General features: G+C 34.9%; 16 protein-coding genes and 1 pseudogene. 5 read left to right on the top strand and 12 right to left on the bottom strand.

The window, feature by feature from the left end:
* Positions 1-244: 244 nt before the first annotated feature.
* Both JO178_RS10275 and JO178_RS10270 read right to left on the bottom strand, forming a co-directional pair.
* A complete protein-coding gene (locus JO178_RS10275; protein ID WP_291935048.1) occupies positions 245-1,351 on the bottom strand; it encodes a hypothetical protein in 1,107 nt (368 codons plus the stop codon).
* Between the two features lie 835 nt (positions 1,352-2,186).
* Entirely contained in the window at positions 2,187-2,963 is a 777-nt protein-coding gene (locus JO178_RS10270) for a LexA family transcriptional regulator (protein WP_076350859.1), read from the bottom strand.
* Positions 2,964-3,024: 61 nt separating this feature from the next.
* Here JO178_RS10270 and dinB point away from each other — a divergent pair, with 61 nt between their 5' ends.
* Positions 3,025-4,167: a DNA polymerase IV gene (gene dinB, locus JO178_RS10265; protein WP_291935038.1), complete on the top strand. Its 1,143-nt coding sequence runs from the start codon at positions 3,025-3,027 to the stop codon at positions 4,165-4,167.
* Between the two features lie 6 nt (positions 4,168-4,173).
* Positions 4,174-7,227: a DNA polymerase III subunit alpha gene (dnaE, locus tag JO178_RS10260; protein WP_291935036.1), complete on the top strand. Its 3,054-nt coding sequence runs from the start codon at positions 4,174-4,176 to the stop codon at positions 7,225-7,227.
* Positions 7,228-7,255: 28 nt separating this feature from the next.
* On the opposite strand, the gene JO178_RS10255 is transcribed toward dnaE, so the two are convergent.
* The 5 genes and pseudogenes from JO178_RS10255 to JO178_RS21515 form a co-directional block, all read right to left on the bottom strand.
* Positions 7,256-7,483: a hypothetical protein gene (locus tag JO178_RS10255; protein ID WP_291935034.1), complete on the bottom strand. Its 228-nt coding sequence runs from the start codon at positions 7,481-7,483 to the stop codon at positions 7,256-7,258.
* 280 nt (positions 7,484-7,763) lie between these two features.
* A complete protein-coding gene (locus JO178_RS10250; RefSeq protein ID WP_291935032.1) occupies positions 7,764-9,293 on the bottom strand; it encodes a helix-turn-helix domain-containing protein in 1,530 nt (509 codons plus the stop codon).
* Between the two features lie 264 nt (positions 9,294-9,557).
* A complete protein-coding gene (locus JO178_RS10245; RefSeq protein WP_291935030.1) occupies positions 9,558-10,079 on the bottom strand; it encodes a hypothetical protein in 522 nt (173 codons plus the stop codon).
* Positions 10,080-10,282: 203 nt separating this feature from the next.
* Complete coding sequence (locus JO178_RS10240; RefSeq protein WP_291935028.1) at positions 10,283-11,605, bottom strand: hypothetical protein; 1,323 nt, start codon at positions 11,603-11,605, stop codon at positions 10,283-10,285.
* Between the two features lie 430 nt (positions 11,606-12,035).
* Positions 12,036-12,354: pseudogene (locus tag JO178_RS21515) on the bottom strand (alcohol dehydrogenase catalytic domain-containing protein); the annotation flags it as partial.
* A 316-nt stretch (positions 12,355-12,670) separates the two neighbouring features.
* Here JO178_RS21515 and JO178_RS10230 point away from each other — a divergent pair.
* The 3 genes from JO178_RS10230 to JO178_RS10220 all read left to right on the top strand — a co-directional run bounded on the left by JO178_RS10230 (position 12,671) and on the right by JO178_RS10220 (position 14,284).
* Positions 12,671-13,168, top strand: coding sequence for a YetF domain-containing protein (locus tag JO178_RS10230; protein WP_291935026.1), 498 nt, complete (start codon positions 12,671-12,673; stop codon positions 13,166-13,168).
* Between the two features lie 188 nt (positions 13,169-13,356).
* Positions 13,357-13,647, top strand: a complete 291-nt coding sequence (locus tag JO178_RS10225) for a hypothetical protein (protein WP_291935024.1) — start codon at positions 13,357-13,359, stop codon at positions 13,645-13,647.
* Between the two features lie 46 nt (positions 13,648-13,693).
* Positions 13,694-14,284 (top strand): ferritin-like domain-containing protein, encoded by a 591-nt coding sequence (locus JO178_RS10220; RefSeq protein ID WP_291935022.1) that lies wholly within the window; start codon positions 13,694-13,696, stop codon positions 14,282-14,284.
* A gap of 672 nt (positions 14,285-14,956) precedes the next feature.
* Here the strand turns inward: JO178_RS10220 and JO178_RS10215 are convergent.
* The 5 genes from JO178_RS10215 to JO178_RS10195 all read right to left on the bottom strand — a co-directional run bounded on the left by JO178_RS10215 (position 14,957) and on the right by JO178_RS10195 (position 19,752).
* Positions 14,957-15,712, bottom strand: a complete 756-nt coding sequence (locus JO178_RS10215) for a hypothetical protein (protein ID WP_291935020.1) — start codon at positions 15,710-15,712, stop codon at positions 14,957-14,959.
* A gap of 296 nt (positions 15,713-16,008) precedes the next feature.
* Complete coding sequence (locus tag JO178_RS10210) at positions 16,009-16,809, bottom strand: inorganic diphosphatase (protein WP_291935018.1); 801 nt, start codon at positions 16,807-16,809, stop codon at positions 16,009-16,011.
* 66 nt (positions 16,810-16,875) lie between these two features.
* On the bottom strand, positions 16,876-17,301 hold the full coding sequence (locus JO178_RS10205) for a low affinity iron permease family protein (protein ID WP_291935016.1): 426 nt from the start codon (positions 17,299-17,301) through the stop codon (positions 16,876-16,878).
* A 516-nt stretch (positions 17,302-17,817) separates the two neighbouring features.
* On the bottom strand, positions 17,818-18,345 hold the full coding sequence (locus JO178_RS10200) for a Crp/Fnr family transcriptional regulator (RefSeq protein WP_291935014.1): 528 nt from the start codon (positions 18,343-18,345) through the stop codon (positions 17,818-17,820).
* Between the two features lie 411 nt (positions 18,346-18,756).
* Complete coding sequence (locus tag JO178_RS10195) at positions 18,757-19,752, bottom strand: SDR family NAD(P)-dependent oxidoreductase (RefSeq protein ID WP_291935012.1); 996 nt, start codon at positions 19,750-19,752, stop codon at positions 18,757-18,759.
* Positions 19,753-19,809 lie beyond the last annotated feature (57 nt).

Here is a 19,809-nt window from a genome sequence, read left to right as displayed (position 1 = left end):
TCACAAGATGTATTAAAAATAATTTGAATTGAGTTTTTCAAAAACAAGAAAAGGAAACAGCTTTATCGTTCTCTGCTTTAAAGATCCCTGTGATTCACATACCAGATGTGAACCAATTTCCTACGCTATGCAACAAGATTTAACATTTCTATAAAAAATACTGCAAGTATTTATTCCTTACAGTATTTTTATGTGTTTCTAGAATCTCTTAAGTTTCCTATTTTAGGTAAAAAAAGCTACTATATTAGTTTTGGAATTTTACAAAATCCAGATAAAAAGAGGGATTTCCGGCATTGAATGAAGCTGGTATGACTCCATTTGTTTTACCCGCAAAGACAGCATACGTTCCCGGTGTCGCAAAATATAATACACGGTTCTGATCTCTTGGAAACATGAATGCAGCAGTGTTTGATCCACAGTAGCTTCTCCAGACATCACCAATCCCATTAATATAGAAAAAGTAATCATTACAGTCAGAATTGACAGCGACTCCACATCGGAAAAAATACCAGCCTTTGGCCGGAATTGTCACCTGAATTCCCGTATTCAATCCAGAGGCCCCGGTGCCCCCTGTAAAAGGATTTATCAATGTTCCGGTATATGGTGTCCAATTATTCGCAAATGCCGTAGTAACAGTGGATGACCATGTTGCTAAACCATCAGTATCACTTGTAAGTACATAACCCAGCTGCTGAGTACCGTCTTTAATCTGAAGAGCTCCATTAGTAGTTCCGTTGTCAATAATAACTTTTGCATTAGATCCACCCGCTGGTACAGTATTGGTTCCCATCAGTACTTTTCCTGTACCGTTAATACTCAAATTGTATCCAGCCATTGCAATATTAGTAGCTTGCGAAAGAGTTCCTCCCAGTTTTACATCTGTACCTGACAATGCAATACCGTTACTCGCCGTCACTTTTGAAAGTATTTCCCATGTTGAAGCAGGCCCTGTAAGTCCAGTACTAACAAGTTCTATACTTTGGTTTGCGGACACAATAACACTGGGGCTACCATTAATGGTCTCCGGAGATGTGGGATTTACTGTAATGCTAAAGTTTGTATTATTTTTAATTCTATAAATACGTCCTTTATAATTTCCAATTCCACTTATGGCAGGGGGCAGAGTAAAAATAGCATCGGAACTTCCATTATAAGACACATGGAAATCTGATGAGGTTAAATTATAAGAGTTTGTATTGATAATGTTATAATTTGCTGCTAATGATCCTGAGATATCCATAGTGGAACCGGGATTTGCAGTATTAATACCAACTTTACCTGTCTGAGAAAAGACAATAGCAGGGCTTAAAGCTAGTAATGCAAAAAATAATTTTGTATAAATCTTACCCATTCTTTATTCTTTATATATGTTAATTGATACTGTTATTACAGGAGTAAAGATATCAGAAGATTTATATAGAAAATTTATATATTTTGTGGAAATACATTGATAAGCTTGTGGAAAAATATCCACAAATTCAAACCTAAGATAGTGGAAATTATAAAAGAGAAAGAAGAAGACGATTTTTAGGATAATCATTTATTAGTAATTATTTATAAATTTGTAAATGACAAATTTATAAACGATTATATGCATCAAACTCTTGATGATATAAAACTTATTGATCCTTTTTCATATTGGGCTGTTGGTACATATAGTTGTATTTGATTTGGCAATTCTGTGCTCCAAGTTTTCCTGAAGATCGCCTTTCATAATAAGGAGTGATCCGTGAGGGAGTGGCAAACTGTATTTGCTTTGATGGGGGGCTTGTTTTCTGAAATCAAACTTTCTGGTTTATCCAAGACTGATAGATGCAATGACGGATGCTTTCCATAGCTGCTTTCTTTATCCTGATGCCATGCTACCGAATTCATTATTATCCCGGTAAAGATTGAGCAATACACCATTGAATTGATAACCGAACTCTTTTCCTATTCTTCCTTTTAAAGCATACAGTTCGGGAGTTCATTCATTTCTTCTGGTCGTATTATTATCGGTTTAATCGTACGATTTTGCGTCGCCATACCAGGCAGTCAAACGTGAAGTAAGCTCAATTGGGTCATGATTCATTTATAATAAAATATTTATCTTAGCAAGATCCTGTTACTTCGGGATTTTTTCATCATTTGTGTTTTTACTTTCCGTGGGGAAGTTTTTTGATTATGCCATGTACTCAAAAAAAAAATTAATTTTTATCTCCCATTTTTTCTTTGATCTGTCTGATATCAGTTTTAATTTCTGTGATAAAATTTTGAATATGGTGTTCTGCAAATTCATCAGGCTCATATTCTTTGGTATTAATACTACAGGCAAATTCCCAGATCTCTTTAATTTCAGGCAATGGAATTTTATAAGGCTCATAAAATTGATTGTCAGCCTTCACCCATATACCATCTGCTTCATGAAACTGAAACCTTTTGTAACTGATACCATCATTGGTAGTAATGAAAACATACGTTCTGTCCGTTTTCAAATCCGAAAGATTTTCTACATATTTTCCTACGATATAGGTTCCGTTCTTATAGGGGGGCATTGAATCTCCGTCAGCTGGAAATGCCCTGAACTTACCACCTTTTAAAAAAGGTAATGATATGGTCTCCAGACTTTCTATGTATTCCGGATCTCCATAGCCATTCAAGTAGCCCATAGAAGCTTTTTGGGGGATAATCTCAATCTGATTATTTCCATCCTGATCAACCTTTATCGGCAGAACAATCCTATTCTCAGGAAGCTCCATGAGTTCCTCGATAGAAAACTTTCTGACATCTACAGTCAACAATAAGTCGATGCTTATGTTATAGAATTTTGAAATTCTAAGCAATATTTCAATAGGAGGTTCTGTTCTGCCATATTCATAGGCGACATATCTGGATCGGGTAAGAATTAATAGATCTGCCAGTTCTTGCTGAGTCATATTTTTCTTTCCTCTCAAAAACACGATGTTATCAGAGAATTTTGACATTGTTACAATTTTAGACAACAAAAATACAAAATTTGTTTCAAAACGTGACTAATTTTGTCACATGGAAAGAGCAATTGTACATATGGATTTGGATACGTTCTTTGTTTCCTGTGAAAGGCTGAAAAACTCCGAACTGGATAAAAAGCCTGTGATCATCGGAGGTGGAGACCGTGGTATAGTGGCGTCCTGCTCTTATGAAACCCGTTTTTTCGGAGTCAGAAGCGCTATGCCGATTAAAATGGCTTTACGGTTGTGTCCCGAAGCTAAAGTAATTAAGGGAGATATGGAAATGTATTCCAACATGTCCCATATGGTAACGGAAATTATCCAGGAAAAAGTTCCTGTTGTGGAAAAGGCAAGTATCGATGAATTTTATTTGGATCTCTCCGGAATGGATCAGTTTTTCGGATGCTATAAGTGGACATATGAAATCGCAGAAAGCGTACAGAAAAACACAGGTTTACCCATAAGCTTTGCGTTGTCTGCCAATAAAACCGTATCCAAAATCGGAACCGGGGAATCAAAACCAACCGGAAGGTTTGAAGTCAAACAGCGTGACATTCAATCATTCTTGAACCCACTTTCGGTAAAGAAGATTCCTATGGTTGGCGACGTTACCTTTCAGCTGCTATCAAGGTTGGGCATCAGAACCATACAGACTCTTTCAGAAATGCCTGTTGATGTACTTCAGCAATTGATTGGTAAAAACGGAAATGAACTCTGGAAAAAAGCACACGGAATTGACGAAAATCCTGTGGTCCCATATTCGGAAAGAAAATCTATTTCTACAGAAGATACTTTTGCCCAGGATAGCATCGATATTCAGGGGATTCAAAGTATACTCTCAGGAATGGTTGAAAAGCTCTGTTATCAGCTCCGGGCAGAGAAATGGCTGGTATCAGTAGTGGTGGTAAAACTCCGCTATGCCAATTTTGATACGGAAACCAAACAATGCAGAATTCCTTACACCTCAGCTGACCATACTCTGCTCAGGTATGTTTTAGAACTCTTTAAAAAAGTATATACCAGACGGATGAGAATCAGGTTAGTTGGAGTAAAGTTTACCGGACTGGTTCACGGATGCCATCAAATGGATCTCTTTGAAGATACGGAAGAACTGATCTCCTTGTACCAAACGATGGATAAAATCAAGAACAGGTTTGGAACTTCAAGTGTAGGAAGAGCCTCAGGTTTATTAAAATAGTACAAGATGTTTCTGAATTGTCATTCTTATCATAGCCTTCGGTATGGAACCATTTCGATTAAAGAACTGGTTGAGCAGGCTGTACATTTTAATATTAAAACCCTGGCTCTTACGGATATCAATACCATTACCGGGATCTATGATTTTTATAACCTTTGTCAGGATCATCATATCAAACCGATCGTCGGAGTGGAAATAAGGGTTCAGGGTGAACTGTATTATATCTGCCTGGCCAAAAATAAAAAAAGCATTGCAGAAGTCAACAGGCTTTTAACCGCATATAACTGTGAAGACATTGAAATTCCTAAAGCAAATCCTGATTTTACAGATACTTTTGTTATTTACCCACTGGAGAATATTCCTGAAAAATTAGCAGATCATGAATTTATAGGCATCAGACAGAACCAGTTAAATCTTTTGATTAAACCGGAATTAAAACAGTTCATTTATAAAATGGTTATTCTTCATCCGGTTACCTTTACCACCCCTGAAGAATATGAGCTGCATAAAATAGTAAGGGCTATTGATCACAATACATTGATCAGTAAGCTTACAGAAGCTGATTACTGTAAAGACAACGAAATGTTTACTGATAAAAAAGAGCTTCTCGCTCAATTTTACCATGAGTCACAGATTATTGAAAACACAAAGTATATTGTCAATAGCTGTCATTTTGATTTTGATTTTTCAAGACCTAAAAACAAAAAGCATTTCACAGACAGCAAAGAAAATGATTCTAAGCTTTTAAAAAAGTTAGCATATCAGGGACTTTCTAAAAGATATTCCGAGGATAATCTACAGGCGAAAGAAAGAGTGGATAAAGAATTGGAGGTTATTGACCAGCTTAATTTCTGTGCTTATTTTCTCATCACCTGGGATATTATCCAATACAGCAACCGAATGGGGTTTATGCACGTAGGAAGAGGCAGCGGTGCCAATTCAATAGTCAGTTACTGCATCGGAATTACTGATATATGTCCTTTGGAACTGGATCTTTATTTTGAAAGGTTTTTAAACCTCAACCGCAAAACGCCTCCTGATTTTGATATTGACTGGAGCTGGCAGACCAGGGATATCATCCTTGAATATATTTTTGATAAATATGGTAAAGACCATGTTGCCTTCTGTGGAACCAATGTTGAATTTAAATACCGTTCTATTTTCCGGGAAGTAGGAAAAGTATTTGGCCTTCCGAAAGAGGAATTGGATACACTGGCAACCAAACCCATCCAGGAACATGATAATAATTCAGTATCCAAACAGGTTCATTACTACGGAAAGCTTTTAGAAAAGTTTCCTAACCAGAGAAGCATGCACTCCTGTGGGATTCTGATCTCAGAAGAACCTATAACCAATTATTCTGCACTCGAAATGCCTCCCAAAGGTTTTCCGATCGTACAGTTCGATATGTACACTGCTGAAGAGATTGGCCTTGAAAAATTTGATATTCTCTCACAAAGAGGGTTAGGAACTATTAATGATACGGTAAAGCTGGTGAAGGAAAAAAGAGGAATTGATATTGATATGCGGGACACTTCTCTCTCAAAAGACGAAGCCCGATGCAATGAATTCTTAAGTTCCGGAAAAACGATTGGCTGTTTTTATATTGAATCTCCTGCAATGAGAGGATTACTCCGAAGACTGAAATGCGACAACTATAAAGTACTGGTAGCTGCCTCTTCCATTATTAGACCCGGCGTGGCTCAAAGCGGGATGATGCGGGAATATATTTTCAGACATAACCATTCTACAAAATTTGAGTACTTCCATGAGGTTTTTGAAAAACAACTGGGAGAAACTTATGGCATTATGGTATATCAGGAAGATGTTATTAAAATCGCCCTGCATTTTGGTGGGTTATCCGCTCCTGATGGAGATGTACTAAGACGGGCCATGAGTGGCAAAGGGCGATCTTTATCAGCTTTACAGAAGGTAAAGGATAATTTCTTTGAATCCTGTAAAAAGCTGGGACATCCCGAACAATTATCCATGGAAGTATACCGGCAGATCGAATCTTTTGCAGGATATTCATTTTGCAAAGCACATTCCGCTTCTTATGCCGTAGAAAGTTATCAGAGCTTATTTCTCAAGGTCTATTATCCTATCGAATTTATGGTCTCCGCTATCAATAACGGCGGCGGGTTTTACAGAACTGAAGTCTATATTCATGAAGCCAGAATGTCGGGAGCTACCATCCATAATCCTTGTGTCAATTTAAGTGAATATCAGACAACGGTTTATGGTTCTGATGTTTATTTGGGATTGATGCATATTGAAAGGCTGGAAACAAAATTAGCACAGTTGATTCCTGAAGAAAGAGCTCAAAATGGAGAATATACATCATTGGAAAATTTTGTCAAAAGAATTGCTATTGGGATCGAAACATTGCAAATTTTAATCTTTATCGGCGCATTCCGCTTTACCGGAAAACAAAAACATGAACTGCTGATTGAATCAAGATTTCTTTTGGGGAATAATAAAATAGCATTTAGGCATCCCACATTACTGGATGAGCCACAAAAAGATTATCAGCTTCCCACTATAGAAAGAAACCGCTTTGAAGACGCTTTTGATGAAATAGAGATATTAGGTTTTCCCGTTTCTTTCAGTCCTTTTGATTTGTTACAGACCCGATACAGAGGTTCCGTTTTAGTAAAAGATTTATTGAGGTTTCATAAACAACAGGTTAAAATGCTCGCTTATCTTATTTCAAGAAAACATGTTCCTACCAAAAAAGGAACGATGTATTTCGGTACCTGGATTGATGCGGAAGGAGAATATTTTGACACCGCTCATTTTCCAAACTGTCTTGAAGAATATCCTTTTCAGGGTGGTGGCTGCTATCTCTTATTGGGAACAGTAGAGGTCGATTTCCATTTCCCCACCATTACCATTAATAAAATGGCGAAAATGCCTTTTATTCCGGATCCAAGATATTCTATGGATAAAGAAAAATCATTGGAAGCTCAGCGTAATCTGCATGAAGATATCAGCATGACCTGGCGAAAGCCTTATCCACAGGAACATGAAATAGGATTACCAAGGCAAAAGATGTTTTGAAGAAATAATTATCAACTATTGTAATTTATCATTCAATTTTTTTCTTAAAACTAACCACTAAATATTCTCCATTTGAACAATACTTCTTACAACTCTCATCTTTGAATTTACCGGGCTGTTTTGAATACTCTTCAATATATTTAGTACTTTCTTCAGTATCAGCCGGAACAACAATAATATAATAGTTTTCCAGAACAGATTGATCCGCATTTTTTACAGCCTCATTTTTATATAGTATTGCCTCGTTATATTTCATATAAATTTATTTTATGCAATAAATTACTGACAATCCTGACTAAAAATTATGACCTGAATCATTTTTAGCATCCGCTATAATAAATAATAATTAAGCAAAAATTACAGGATATTTCAAATTAGAGAAAGCAATACAGAATAAGATCCCGGGATACAAGGAACATGATTATTTTTGCAACGCTAAATTAATTGGGCACAGCATTTACTAGGAAAATTTTAGTCAAATCCAACACTATATTATGTAAAAATTACTATTATTGGTTCGAGCGCAACGTCTTGTATCACATTCCGTGTTCTAACTGACCTTCTTTAGTAAGATTTTTAATAAAGTAAGATGGGGTTACGCCATGCTCATTTTTAAAAGCATTGACAAAAACCTGAGATGAAGCATAGCCACACTCTTGAGCAAGATAGCTTATTTTATATTCTCTGTATTTTTTTTCATTGTATAATTTATCTGTAATGTACTTCATCCTTAGACTATTTATATAATTATTAAAATTTTGAGATTTGTGATTGTTAATAATCTGCGATAGATAGGTTGCATTCGTTTTGAACTGACTCGCAAGATAATTCAACGATATTTCTGATTTCAAAAATTTACCTGAATCTTCAAAAGTTTTCAGTTTTTTTAAAAGTTTTTTTTCTGTTTCAGAATACATTATGTTATTGGATGTTACTACATTTTTTTCAATATTCAATTCTTTTTCTCTCTCTTGATTCTTCAGTTTAGTAATAAGTTCATCATTTCTTTTACGATACGCATTATTCTTTTTTCTATTGTAAATCCATGATACCATGACTATTATCAATATGCTTATGATAGCAATTAAACTGATTTTCAGATTATTCTTACTGGATTGATTTTGTGTTTCAGTTTTGATTTTATTAATTTCTTTTCTGGATTGGTCTATAACTGTCATTTTTTGAGCATTCTTAATACTATCACTCAAATTGGTATATAACTTCAGATATTTCAGTTCTTCAGTTTCATTCTTTAAAGCTTTATAAGTCTCTTTAAGGTCGTTATATATAGACAGTCTCTCTTCGGGCTTGCGTTTTGTCCTTTCAATTTTTAATGCTTTTTCACCAAAATATATACTTTTCTCATATTGCTTCTTTTTAAGGTAAATGTAGCTCGCAGTTTCATACACTTCAATATCGCAAAGTTTGAAATACTGCGGATAAGTTTTGGAAAACTTTAAGGCTCTCTGAATGTAAGATTCTGCAAGAACCGGATCGGGCGGGGTCTTTCTTTCAAGGCAGATAATGCCCATATTCATAAGCTGATAGATATACAGATGATAATATTTTGCTTTTTGTAACTCCGTAAGCTCCCTTACGGGAACAGTTTCCATAACATCCAGGCTCTTCTTTACGTAATATATTAAAGAATCATTTTTTTTCAATCTGGAATATATACCGGAAAGCATCAGATAAGAGTTCGCAAGATACCTTGCCTTATCAGCTTTATTCGGAATTTTATCTGCATTGGGTTTATTACGACGTATCATTTCTTTTGCCTCAGAAAGTAATCCCAACCCTATTGCTGTATTTGCCTTATTAATGGTAATAAGGCTTAATGAATTATAATCCTTATCTGCAGAAGCCATCTTTTCAGCCTGATTACCGTATTTCTCAGAAAGTTCATAATCTCCCTGTCTGGTTGCATATGATTGTAATAAAATGACTCCCTTTATTATTCCGGGAGTGTAATTTAATTTTCTAGACTGATCCACAAGATTTTTTAACTTTTCACTGTTACTGGTCAGTCTGATGTCAGAATACTGGATGCTATCATACTGATTCATAATCAACACTTCTACTCCAGTTTTCTTAGGGGATTGAGCACAATATATGCAAGAAATTAATAAAAAAAGAGATTTCATCATACTTATACTAATATAATAGCTCATATTTTCATCCATTCTTCAGTAGCAATTTTATAAGTAATCCGTTTAAAAAGTTTCTATTTGAATTTAATTATTTTTTTAAATATTAGCCTATTTTTTTCAAGACAATCACAAAAATAGTCTTTACAGACAATCTCCAATAAATTTTCTGAAATGGCTCTTCTAGGGTTTCCAAAAAGTCCAAACAGTCCCGTTAAAAACGGCAAGCTGATGATTTGCCGTATCATAAGCCATCATTCCTGCGGCTGGATTTACAATAACCAAATGTGGATTATCCATTTTGGGAAGCACCATAGCTTTGTTATTATCAGTCAGAACAAGGATTCCAGAAGTAGTATCTATACTGCTATTGCTTCCTATAGCTAATTTAGCACCGACTAATTCAGTTTTGGAATTTTGTAATGTTGTATTCACTGTGCCAGTTGTGTCAATACTTAGATCTGTCCACATACTCGATTTTCTGTATTTTACTTTTTTGTCAGAAATATCATAAATAACCGTACCATCCACAGCTCCTATAACAGAGGCAGCCGATGTCACCCAGGGAAGAATTATTCCCTTATTGCCATCGGCAAATTCAAGAGATACAGATGGATTACTTACAGACGATTTACCGATAGCTACTTGGGTGAAATATAGATTAAAAGATAATAAAAAAGTAGTTAGTATAATTATTTTTTTCATTTTAAAAAATTTAAAGAGCGTTAAATCTCATTTAATATAAACAGAGCTTATCTGAGAATCATCCAGAGCTTTTAAGAAGCTTGACATTAATGTTTTTCTTCTGTTAAAAATAAAATTCTTAAATAATTCAACAAATGAATATTGAATAGGATTTTTATAAAATTGAATATCCAAAAATATATGAATATGAATTTAAAATCGTATTAATAATCACCTGGACAGGTCTGTATTTTCATTTCATACCATTTAAATGTTGCTGCATTATCTTTAGTGGTATATATTTTTATAACGTTATTAGTGGTATCATAAACTGTCATACCTTCAATAAAATCCGATGGGGATATACCGATAGGATTACCTAGAGTGTCAAAAGTCACACGATTAAGAACAACTCCTTTCGTTTTTGCCTCTAATGCCATCCATCCCCCTTTCCTTACCATAGGCCAGTTATCCGGATTCCCCACCCCGGCTCTTCCCAAAGCAGTTATTCCCAATTTTGTATCGGAAGATGTCCCTACCAAAAGTCCCGGTTTATAGCAGTTGCTGCAAGCGTTGATGTTTTGTGAGCTACCCACTCCTTGCCCTTGTTTATGATCTGCGTCAGCACCGCCTCCTGGGTTAACAAGAATAGGAATTCCCTGAGAATCAACACACGATGCATCTGCACAAATATTTTTATTAGGTGCAATAGATCCAGTCCCTACACTTAATGTTCCAGCAGCATTGACTAGTTGGGCAGAAGTGACGTTATCATCTCCTTCCAAAGCATCCAGGCATCCATCATTATCGGAATCGAGATCAAGAGAATTGGGAATACCATCTCCGTCGTAATCACATGGCTGTGGTACAGTAGCACCAAAAGTAAAATTAGCATAGTTTTCTGCCACAGTATAATCAAAGAAAATACTGGTGTGTATACCCGGTATTCTAAGAATAACGTAACCTTCCTGTCCCGTGATCTGGGTTTGTGAATTTACAGTAAAGCTACCACCTGCTGTACCAGACCATATAATCTCTATAGGATTGCTAAATATAATGGGTACAAATGTATTTGAACTTCCAATAGAGGAAAAAACCAATATAGGATCGGTCATTGGAGAAGAGAAGGTCAGTACATTATGGGTAACTTGGGTATTTTTAATAGTTGGGTTATTATTCGGTAAGCCGTAAGAAGAAGGAAAGAAACCATAATTATATAAGCTCCCTGTTGCTTCTAAGGGCTTATTTGATGTATAAGTGAAACCAATTCCGTTAATAGTTCCTGTAGCAATTTTATTATCTGTTGGGGAAAAAGTAATGGGTCCCGTCCAGTAAAAAGTTCCCGGACATTCCAAAGCATCAGGAATTCCGTCATTATCATCATCTCTATCTAAATCATCAGGGATTCCGTCTCCATCTGTGTCTGTCACCTTTGCTGTTGTGGAAAAAGAATTATCAATTTTTTCCAATATTGCCTGTGCTTTTACAGACTGAGAAAGACATAGAAGATAAAATAGCAGTCCTATTAAAGTAGGAATTTGTCTCATATTTAATTGTAATGGTTAGTTATTAATTTTGTTTTAAATACTGAGATTCAAAAATAGTATATAAAGCTCAAGTATAGATATAATTGTTATATAAATTAAAAAATTAATTCACGCAAAAAAAAATATAAAACATTGATTATCATAACTACTTATTTGTATAACTGCTAAATAAAATATTCAAATAATTTATACGGAATAATTTAAATAATTATCTCATATTATAGTTATTACTATTCTTACCTACACTGTATCATTGCTTCCGCATAAAAATAGTGATGAAAATAGTTAAATTTGGCTTTTATAAAGGACAATAAGACAACGTTAAATTTGGATGAGCCTGGTCTCTGTAATACCCATAAAGATCTGTATAACCAAATAAAGCACCTCCTTTTTATGTAATCAGGCCACCTTCCGGGCCATAATGTTTCGGATTGCTAAGTTCACAAGCTGCTGGCAGATCATGCTGGCAGAAAAAACAACTTCCGCACGAAATCGGAAATGGAACAACTACCCTGTCGCCTACTTTTAAATTGGTAATATTCTGTCCGGTTTCTTCAACAATCACCATAAATTCGTGGCCCATAACCATGGGCGTGGCTGGGGTATCCCTCCTGAGTTCATATGTAAGTCACTTCCACAAATTGCTGTAGAAGTAACCTTTAGAATAATATCGTTGGGGCTTTAATACAGGGATCATCCACAGTATCACAAGTAATGGAACCAAGTCTATGTATAACAGCTGCTTTCATTACTTATAATTATTAATTGGTATTAACCATACTATTATTCAACCAGAAGAACTTCTAAAAACGTATCAAAATAGTCAACATCATTTTTATCTTTCACTGAAATATAAAATCTTCTTACCACAAGTTTGAGAACCCGGAAGAAATGAATTAAAATATCACTAATACAACAATTTCGGACATGAAATCAATGCCCGGAATTATTGTTATGTCTGCTGTACAGATATTCCGGAAATGTATTTATCTATTGAATCCATTTATCATTAAATATTTGGATTTCCTCGGTATTATTTTTGTTGTGTCTACTAAAAGTTCAATTATGCATATTCTGGAAAACATTTGGGGTGTGGGAACTTCTTTAAATAGTATTCAGATGGGAGTCCGTGGGATTACGGTCTTTCTCTCGGCATTGATATTAATCCGTATTTCCGGCCGCCGTTCTTTTGGGATAGGTTCTGCATCAGATAATATTATCGTCATACTATTGGGCGCCATTTTGAGCCGTGCTGTAGTGGGAGCTTCCCCGTTCATACCGGTACTCAGCACATGTCTTATCATTGTACTTCTCCATCGTATCATAAGCTGGCTGAAAAGTAAACATAAGTCTTTTAATCAAACAGTGGATGGAAAAAAAATCCTTGTTTTCAAAGAGGGTGAATTTCTGCAGCCGAATATGGACAAAGCCCTTATCTGCAAAGAAGACATTCTGCAGGGAATCAGAAAATCAGCTTTAACTGATGATTTAAATCTGATTAAATATGTTTATGTTGAATACACCGGAGAAATTACTGTTGTGAAAAACAATGACATTCCATAAAGCAAGTTTCAGGGCCAACTTTCATGTGGTAAACAGTTTTACCTTCAGACTAAATTACTGTTTATCTCATCAACGTTTCTAAGCTACTTCGCAGGTATTATGACTATACTCATATAATTTCAAGAAAGTAACTTTTAATTTTGAAAGTCTACAGCAAACGCAACACTAACTCACATTTCAATCAATCTATGAAAAATCTATTTTTATGTTTCATAGCCATTAGCTTTATTACTTTGGCCTGTAAGAAAAATGAAACGGAAAGAAATACTACTGAATCCGTCAATATACAAAACAGTCGGCCTGATACTACATCTTCAACATCTCAGAATTCAAAAGATAGCGCAGCAAAACAGGATAGTATCAATACAAAGACTCACATAGGTGGAAGAAAAACAAGCAATAACAATACGGGCAATGGCAGTGGAAATATCAACGCTGCTGTATCGGACAGTTTACAGCCTGCAAGACAAAAACGATAAAAAAACTACTTAGATTTTATTTAACTAACCACAAAATACTATTACTATGGAAACAAAGAACGCATCCAGTAAAAGAACTGCTACTGCCAAAGCAAAACCAGGAAGAAAACCAGCCGTTAAAAACACTGCTAAGACAGCAGCAAAAAAGGATGCAGCCAAAGACCTTCAGGATCTTCTTGAAGATTCATTAAAAGATATTTACTGGGCGGAAAAAGCACTTGTAAAAGCGCTTCCTTTAATGATGAAAAATGCTACTGATAAAAAACTTATCAATGCTATAGAAAAGCATCTTGCTGAAACAAAAGTTCACGTTGAAAGACTTGAAGATTGTTTTAAGTCATTAGGAAAAAAAGCACAAGCCAAAAAGTGTGATGCCATGCAAGGTATTCTTGAGGAGGGAAAAAGCATCATTAAAGAAACCAAGCCCGGAGCTGTAAGGGATGCCGGAATTATTGCGGCTGCTCAAAAAGTGGAACATTACGAAATAGCGACCTACGGAACATTAGCTGCCTTTGCAAAGGTACTAAAAGAGAAAAAGTGTCTCAAAAATTTTATAGATACTTTAGGTGAAGAAAAAAAATGTGACCTGTTACTGTCTAAGATTGCAGATACTGCACTTAACAGTAAGGCTGAATAATACTATAAAGGGGACTCATCAGTAGTTCCCTTTGCTCATCCCTTTTTACCACATTAAGGTTATTTATTTGAGATAGAAATCAAACCGATATCAATCTTAAAAGGCTAATAAGGATATAGAACTTGAAAATAAATCTTTAAAGGTTGATACTTATGGTTATTTCTAAGTCAAAGATTTTTCCGCTATTTCAATTTTGCAACCTTCTTATGACCATTAGTTCATATAAAAAGCTTCTTGATTATTACCGGCGATAAAACTGACATTTGGTTGGTAAAAACCGTTAGTGTTCTGCTTTTACCTTATGTCTGCTCTTATTTTTATTTTATTTTATATTGAACCCAAAAAGAAATACTATTATTGCTCTTGCATTATCACTGTATTGTATGGAATTTATAGGAATAGATTTATATTATTATTTCAACAATATTATAAATATGTTATCTTATTGATGCTTGGGTGCAAATTATATTTTAATGTACTGGCTCTATTATATTATTAAAAGAACTGCATATCAGTTTTCAAAGTGATTTATATGAAACAGTAAACTTTTTTCGATTAGAAAAAGCTATAATTTAATTCACATTTAATTTTCTTATTACATTAAAATACTTTATGAAATGAAGTTATTGAATTTAGTATGGATCACTATGCTAATATCACCTACTGCGTTATTTACAAGACTGACACTCTATCTATATGAAGATTAAAAGTTCCGCCTTGAGACAAAATATATCCCTTCAGATTTTTAACATACACAGAACTTCCTTTTTTGACTTTTTCAATATAGTTTCTTTCAATAGACCTTGCATTGAAAATCAACAATGGCATATCTCCCATACAATGTACATCACACCCTCTTTCAACAATCATTAAAGTTTCCATAGGTATTCTTATGCCCAGACATTCATTATTTATAACCGTACTGTAAACAAGTTCTTTGGAGCTGGTATTACCACTTACCGATGTATCAATGATGCAATGAGGTACAAAACCCAACCCCTTACTCACTCCTTTTTTTCTCATGATAATTTCTGCAAGACAGTTGGCTCCTTTATTGATTCCGATAATTTTAAAGTTTTCATAAAACAGGTATTTTTCATATAACAGCTTCCAGATTGAAGTACATTTTAAAACATGACATATGTCGAAATGTCCGTCCATAAAACAAACCAGATTGGTTTTTATAATTCTGTCACGATAATCACTCTCCAAAAAATCAATATCAAGCATGTGTATAAATCCGATGTCTTCATAACCAAGCTTCCGCAGCATTGAACAATACTCATTTTTAAGGTGAGCTTCACTTCTTAATACCGTAGTTATAATTTCAATTCGCTCAGGTTTATTGCCGGATATAAATTGTGAAAACTCAGGTTTGCTTTGATTACTGCGTATGTTAGCAATGATTAATCTTCCTTTTGGAACCATAATACGTTATATTTAGGGTTATTTTTAATTGTAGTCGACTATTTACATTCCACAGCTTATCCTTTTTCGTTGTTATTACCAAATATTGAACTTATGCTTATGTACAGCGAAAAGCTATAAGCAGTAAATCTCCAATCTTAAAATCCTTATGAATAACATTATGTAAGATACCAACATTACAGTTAATCTTTTATGACTGTAATCAATTTTTACCATTATTAAACAGGTAATTCTAAAAATGGCTATTTGCTTTCTCTTATGTACTTATTTATACCAGATTCTCCAACATCGGTTCATCAGAGCAAACCAATTTCACTTTGGCGTATTATAATATCTCTTTGCCGGAATCGTTTCTCCAGCTTTTGTTTATAGGCTTTCCAATATTTCCGGTCTATTTCAGGAATCATGACCTCATAAATAATGATATGGTCCTTTACTTCCTTATCCTTTTTATCTTTCCAAATGCCATTGGCTGGAGACTGCGAATAAACAGTAACCCCGCCGAAATCAGCTGTCAGTTTTTTATTGATTTCCTTATATAGTTTTCCGGGAAAAGCTTTCCCCTCCGCATCAGATAAAGGCACAAAAACACGCACCAGCCTGGTGGGTTCCTGTGTACTTTTTGCTTGTTCAATGGCTTTATATGCCTTTTTGCATGGAATTAGCTCAATTGGGGTAAACTCTTTGCCCTCCTGATCATTATAATTGACAAAGAAATTCTTAATCTCATCCAATACAGTCGTTGATAATTGTTCCAGCTTCTCAATTTTTTCAAAAACCACGGAACTTTCCGGTACCGCAAGATAACGGTCATTCTCTTCCTGAGTTCCATCTTTCTCTTTTTGTATACCCCTGATGGCCCCAATGATATGGCATTTCATGATACAACCAGCAAAGGTGCCCTGCTCCGAGAGAATAATCACATCAAGCGGATCTCCATCCTCTCCTAGCGTACCGGGAATAAAACCAAAGTCATATGGAAAAACAGTGCCCAGAGGTAATGTTTTTGCCAATTCAAAACCACCTAGCTGGGGATTATAATTATATTTTGTATTGGAGCCTTTAGGGGTTTCTACTCTACAATATATATTCTTCATAACAAGTTGATTAAATGTATTGTTTGAAAATCATCAAATTACCTTATCCGCAACCGACTCCAATTATCAATGTATTGTATTTGATTTATTTTCCTGAATTTCATTTGAGTAATGACCGTTCTTCTGTTGTCTTTTATGGAAACGCTCAGATTTTTCGTACGATTTGTGTAATTCATCCAGCTCTGCCTCAGTAAGATCTTCAATATCAACCAGGCGGTCATTGGCTTTTTCATGGGAAGCAATAAGTTCATTGAGCTTAATCTGAATTGCCTTTGAATCCTTGTTTTGAGCTTTCTGTATTAAAAACACCATAAGGAAAGTCACAATGGTTGTTCCCGTATTGATGACAAGCTGCCATGTTTCGGAAAAATTAAAAAGCGGCCCTGTAACTGCCCATATGATTACAAATGCACAGGCAATAATAAAAGCCGATGGACTTCCTGTAAAACAGACAACACGGTCTGAAAAACGTTCAAAAAAATTCTTGTTCATAGTATAAGGGTTTATATGCTTCTGATCAGCCAATAGTTCTTTCACTAGCCAATTTACCAATAATACAATGCTAATTTTATGATCGAAATCAAGTCAGTAATTGAAAAGAAACACTGTTTGCATTATTTAAAATGCTTATAGTAGTAAGAGAAGAGTTCACAGAATTTTATGGTTGTTAATTATTCTCAATTATGGCTGCACTCATACAAAATCATTTGGAAATAAACTGAGTTAATCCATATTAGCTTTTAGATGTTAATGCTTTCTTATCAATTATGACTGAAATCATAATTCATATCCATATATAAATCATAAATTCGCCATCTAGTTAATTGAAAACATCATACTTGCATTCAGATGAGCTTTCTCATTCCAGAGAAAGCTTATCTTATTATTTGTTTGGTGTGAGACAAGTTTCAGCTTTCGTCTTTGGTGTTCTTTACTAGACTTATACCTGAAAAAAAGAATAATAAACCAATAATTCCTACAACAATAAGGGTCATATTGGCTATACCTTTATTGATCTACCCTAAGGCCGGTAAGGTTGGCAATCTGCTGCCTTGTTAGCGGGATCTGATAGGAATAAGGAGTTTTACACAATGAAATCTCCTTATAATAATCCATTAATGACTTGATTTTGGACACAGGATCAGTTGCTGAATTATTAAACAGCATCACATATTTATAATAAAGCCTGTCAGAAAGACAATGGAAGAGACGGAACATAATCTCCCGATTTTCCGATAGTATCGAAAGAAAATTGGATTTCGGCACCTTCAATATTTTGCAGTCTGTCTTAGCTATGGCGTTCATAGGATACTTATTATCTCCAAATAACAGAGATTCTCCTATGCTTTGTCCTTCAGAAAGAATGTTTAGGGTAAATTCCTTACTATCCTCATGATAGTTGTTCAGTTCCACTGTGCCTCGCGCGATCTGAAAATAAAAATGTGGAGTATCACCCATTTGGTAGATTACCTTCTTTGCGGGATAGTCTTCATAAACAGCTCCATGTTCGAGCAAAAGATTCTCATCGTTGATCATATTTTTTATTTTTTTGATATGGTTTAGCAATGAAAATTCTCAGTAAAAAATTGGTTCAATATCAACAGTAAAGTCTAGGCCAGCAAAGATTTATGTGGTATCTAAAAAAGAAGAAAGTTGGTAAGACGACCAGCCAATCTAATTTTACCCTTGAGAAAGCAAGGTTCTTGTATAAACAGCTAAAAACATCTAAAAATTTTGATTTTAAAAATATTCCATTATAAATATCCTTAAAATAATATGATGTATATGGAAGTATTCAAAGCCTGATAAAACATCAATACATAAATTATTGGATAGAACATTTAGGCAATACCTTTTTTATCTTCAGTTATTTACAATAAAGCATGATTTCTTATATTTTCTTAAGTGGATTTCTGTAAAATTTAAGGATATAATTATTTAATATTCCTAACTTTTTTTATTGACAAAACCTTTTTTTAACCCTATTACGGCAAAGCCAGCCACAACTCCAATTGCTATAGCTACTTTAACGCTTTTGGAAATATTTAAAGGAGGTGTACCGTATATTTTGTGTGGGTCTTGAGAAGGCTCAAGTATATTCCCCGATACTTCAGGACCATTCTTTATTTTCATTATTAAACGTACACCAGCTGATGCTGTATTGATTACTAATTTGGGAAAAAGTCTGTAAATTGATGTAATTGCATAAGATCTGAAATCAGGAAATAAATCTTTTCTCGGTTTCCTGGCTAATTCAACCATTTTTGCAGCAGTATCCCTTGGATCTGAAGCAATGGGAGGTATACCCATCTTGAACCCTGAATATTTTGCAGAATGAAGATTCCCGGTAGATTTTTGAAGCTGAGGGTACAAATTAGAGATATGAATGTTTTCATAATTTGAAATCTCCCCTTGAAGACCATCCATCATACCTTTGATACCGTACTTCGTTGCCGAATACACAGAACTGTAAGGTGCAGGCATATATCCTCCTATAGAAACATTATTTATCAATATTCCCTCATTCTGTTTTTTGAAAATTTTAATGGCATTGTAAGCACCATGCATATAGCCAAATAGATTAGTTTTAATAACCTGTTCGTGAATCTCCATTGGAATCTCTTCAAATTTTCCACTCGCCATTACCCCTGCATTATTTATCCAAATATCAATCCTGCCAAATCGGGACAAGGTCTCTTCTGCTACTCGTTCTATATCTGCAGCAACGGATGTATCAGCGGAAATTCCCAGTACCTCTACTCCCATTCCTTTGCAAAGCTCAACCACTTCATCTATACCTTTCTGTCCTCTGGCTACGATAACTATATTGCACCCTTCCAATGCAAAAGCCTCTGCAGCAGCCCTTCCAACTCCACTGCTAGAGCCTGTAATTACAACTGTTTTTCGTAATAAAGTCTGTTGAAACTGTTCTTCTTTTCTCATGTTTACTTTTTTTAATTCAGTAACAAATAGAACATGTATTATGCCAGATGTATAATT

Source organism: Chryseobacterium sp., from assembly GCF_019236175.1.
Lineage (GTDB): Bacteria > Bacteroidota > Bacteroidia > Flavobacteriales > Weeksellaceae > Chryseobacterium.
The sequence above is the reverse complement of the archived record's forward strand: the minus strand, read 5'-3'. Positions and strand labels throughout refer to the sequence as shown.

What these genes read in the sequence shown, in the direction of transcription:
- JO178_RS10275 (WP_291935048.1), bottom strand. Translation starts at nt 1,351, where the DNA reads ATGGGTAAGATTTATACAAAATTATTTTTTGCATTACTAGCTTTAAGC.
- JO178_RS10270 (WP_076350859.1), bottom strand. Translation starts at nt 2,963, where the DNA reads ATGTCAAAATTCTCTGATAACATCGTGTTTTTGAGAGGAAAGAAAAAT.
- dinB (WP_291935038.1), top strand. Translation starts at nt 3,025, where the DNA reads ATGGAAAGAGCAATTGTACATATGGATTTGGATACGTTCTTTGTTTCC.
- dnaE (WP_291935036.1), top strand. Translation starts at nt 4,174, where the DNA reads ATGTTTCTGAATTGTCATTCTTATCATAGCCTTCGGTATGGAACCATT.
- JO178_RS10255 (WP_291935034.1), bottom strand. Translation starts at nt 7,483, where the DNA reads ATGAAATATAACGAGGCAATACTATATAAAAATGAGGCTGTAAAAAAT.
- JO178_RS10250 (WP_291935032.1), bottom strand. Translation starts at nt 9,293, where the DNA reads ATGAATCAGTATGATAGCATCCAGTATTCTGACATCAGACTGACCAGT.
- JO178_RS10245 (WP_291935030.1), bottom strand. Translation starts at nt 10,079, where the DNA reads ATGAAAAAAATAATTATACTAACTACTTTTTTATTATCTTTTAATCTA.
- JO178_RS10240 (WP_291935028.1), bottom strand. Translation starts at nt 11,605, where the DNA reads ATGAGACAAATTCCTACTTTAATAGGACTGCTATTTTATCTTCTATGT.
- JO178_RS10230 (WP_291935026.1), top strand. Translation starts at nt 12,671, where the DNA reads ATGCATATTCTGGAAAACATTTGGGGTGTGGGAACTTCTTTAAATAGT.
- JO178_RS10225 (WP_291935024.1), top strand. Translation starts at nt 13,357, where the DNA reads ATGAAAAATCTATTTTTATGTTTCATAGCCATTAGCTTTATTACTTTG.
- JO178_RS10220 (WP_291935022.1), top strand. Translation starts at nt 13,694, where the DNA reads ATGGAAACAAAGAACGCATCCAGTAAAAGAACTGCTACTGCCAAAGCA.
- JO178_RS10215 (WP_291935020.1), bottom strand. Translation starts at nt 15,712, where the DNA reads ATGGTTCCAAAAGGAAGATTAATCATTGCTAACATACGCAGTAATCAA.
- JO178_RS10210 (WP_291935018.1), bottom strand. Translation starts at nt 16,809, where the DNA reads ATGAAGAATATATATTGTAGAGTAGAAACCCCTAAAGGCTCCAATACA.
- JO178_RS10205 (WP_291935016.1), bottom strand. Translation starts at nt 17,301, where the DNA reads ATGAACAAGAATTTTTTTGAACGTTTTTCAGACCGTGTTGTCTGTTTT.
- JO178_RS10200 (WP_291935014.1), bottom strand. Translation starts at nt 18,345, where the DNA reads ATGATCAACGATGAGAATCTTTTGCTCGAACATGGAGCTGTTTATGAA.
- JO178_RS10195 (WP_291935012.1), bottom strand. Translation starts at nt 19,752, where the DNA reads ATGAGAAAAGAAGAACAGTTTCAACAGACTTTATTACGAAAAACAGTT.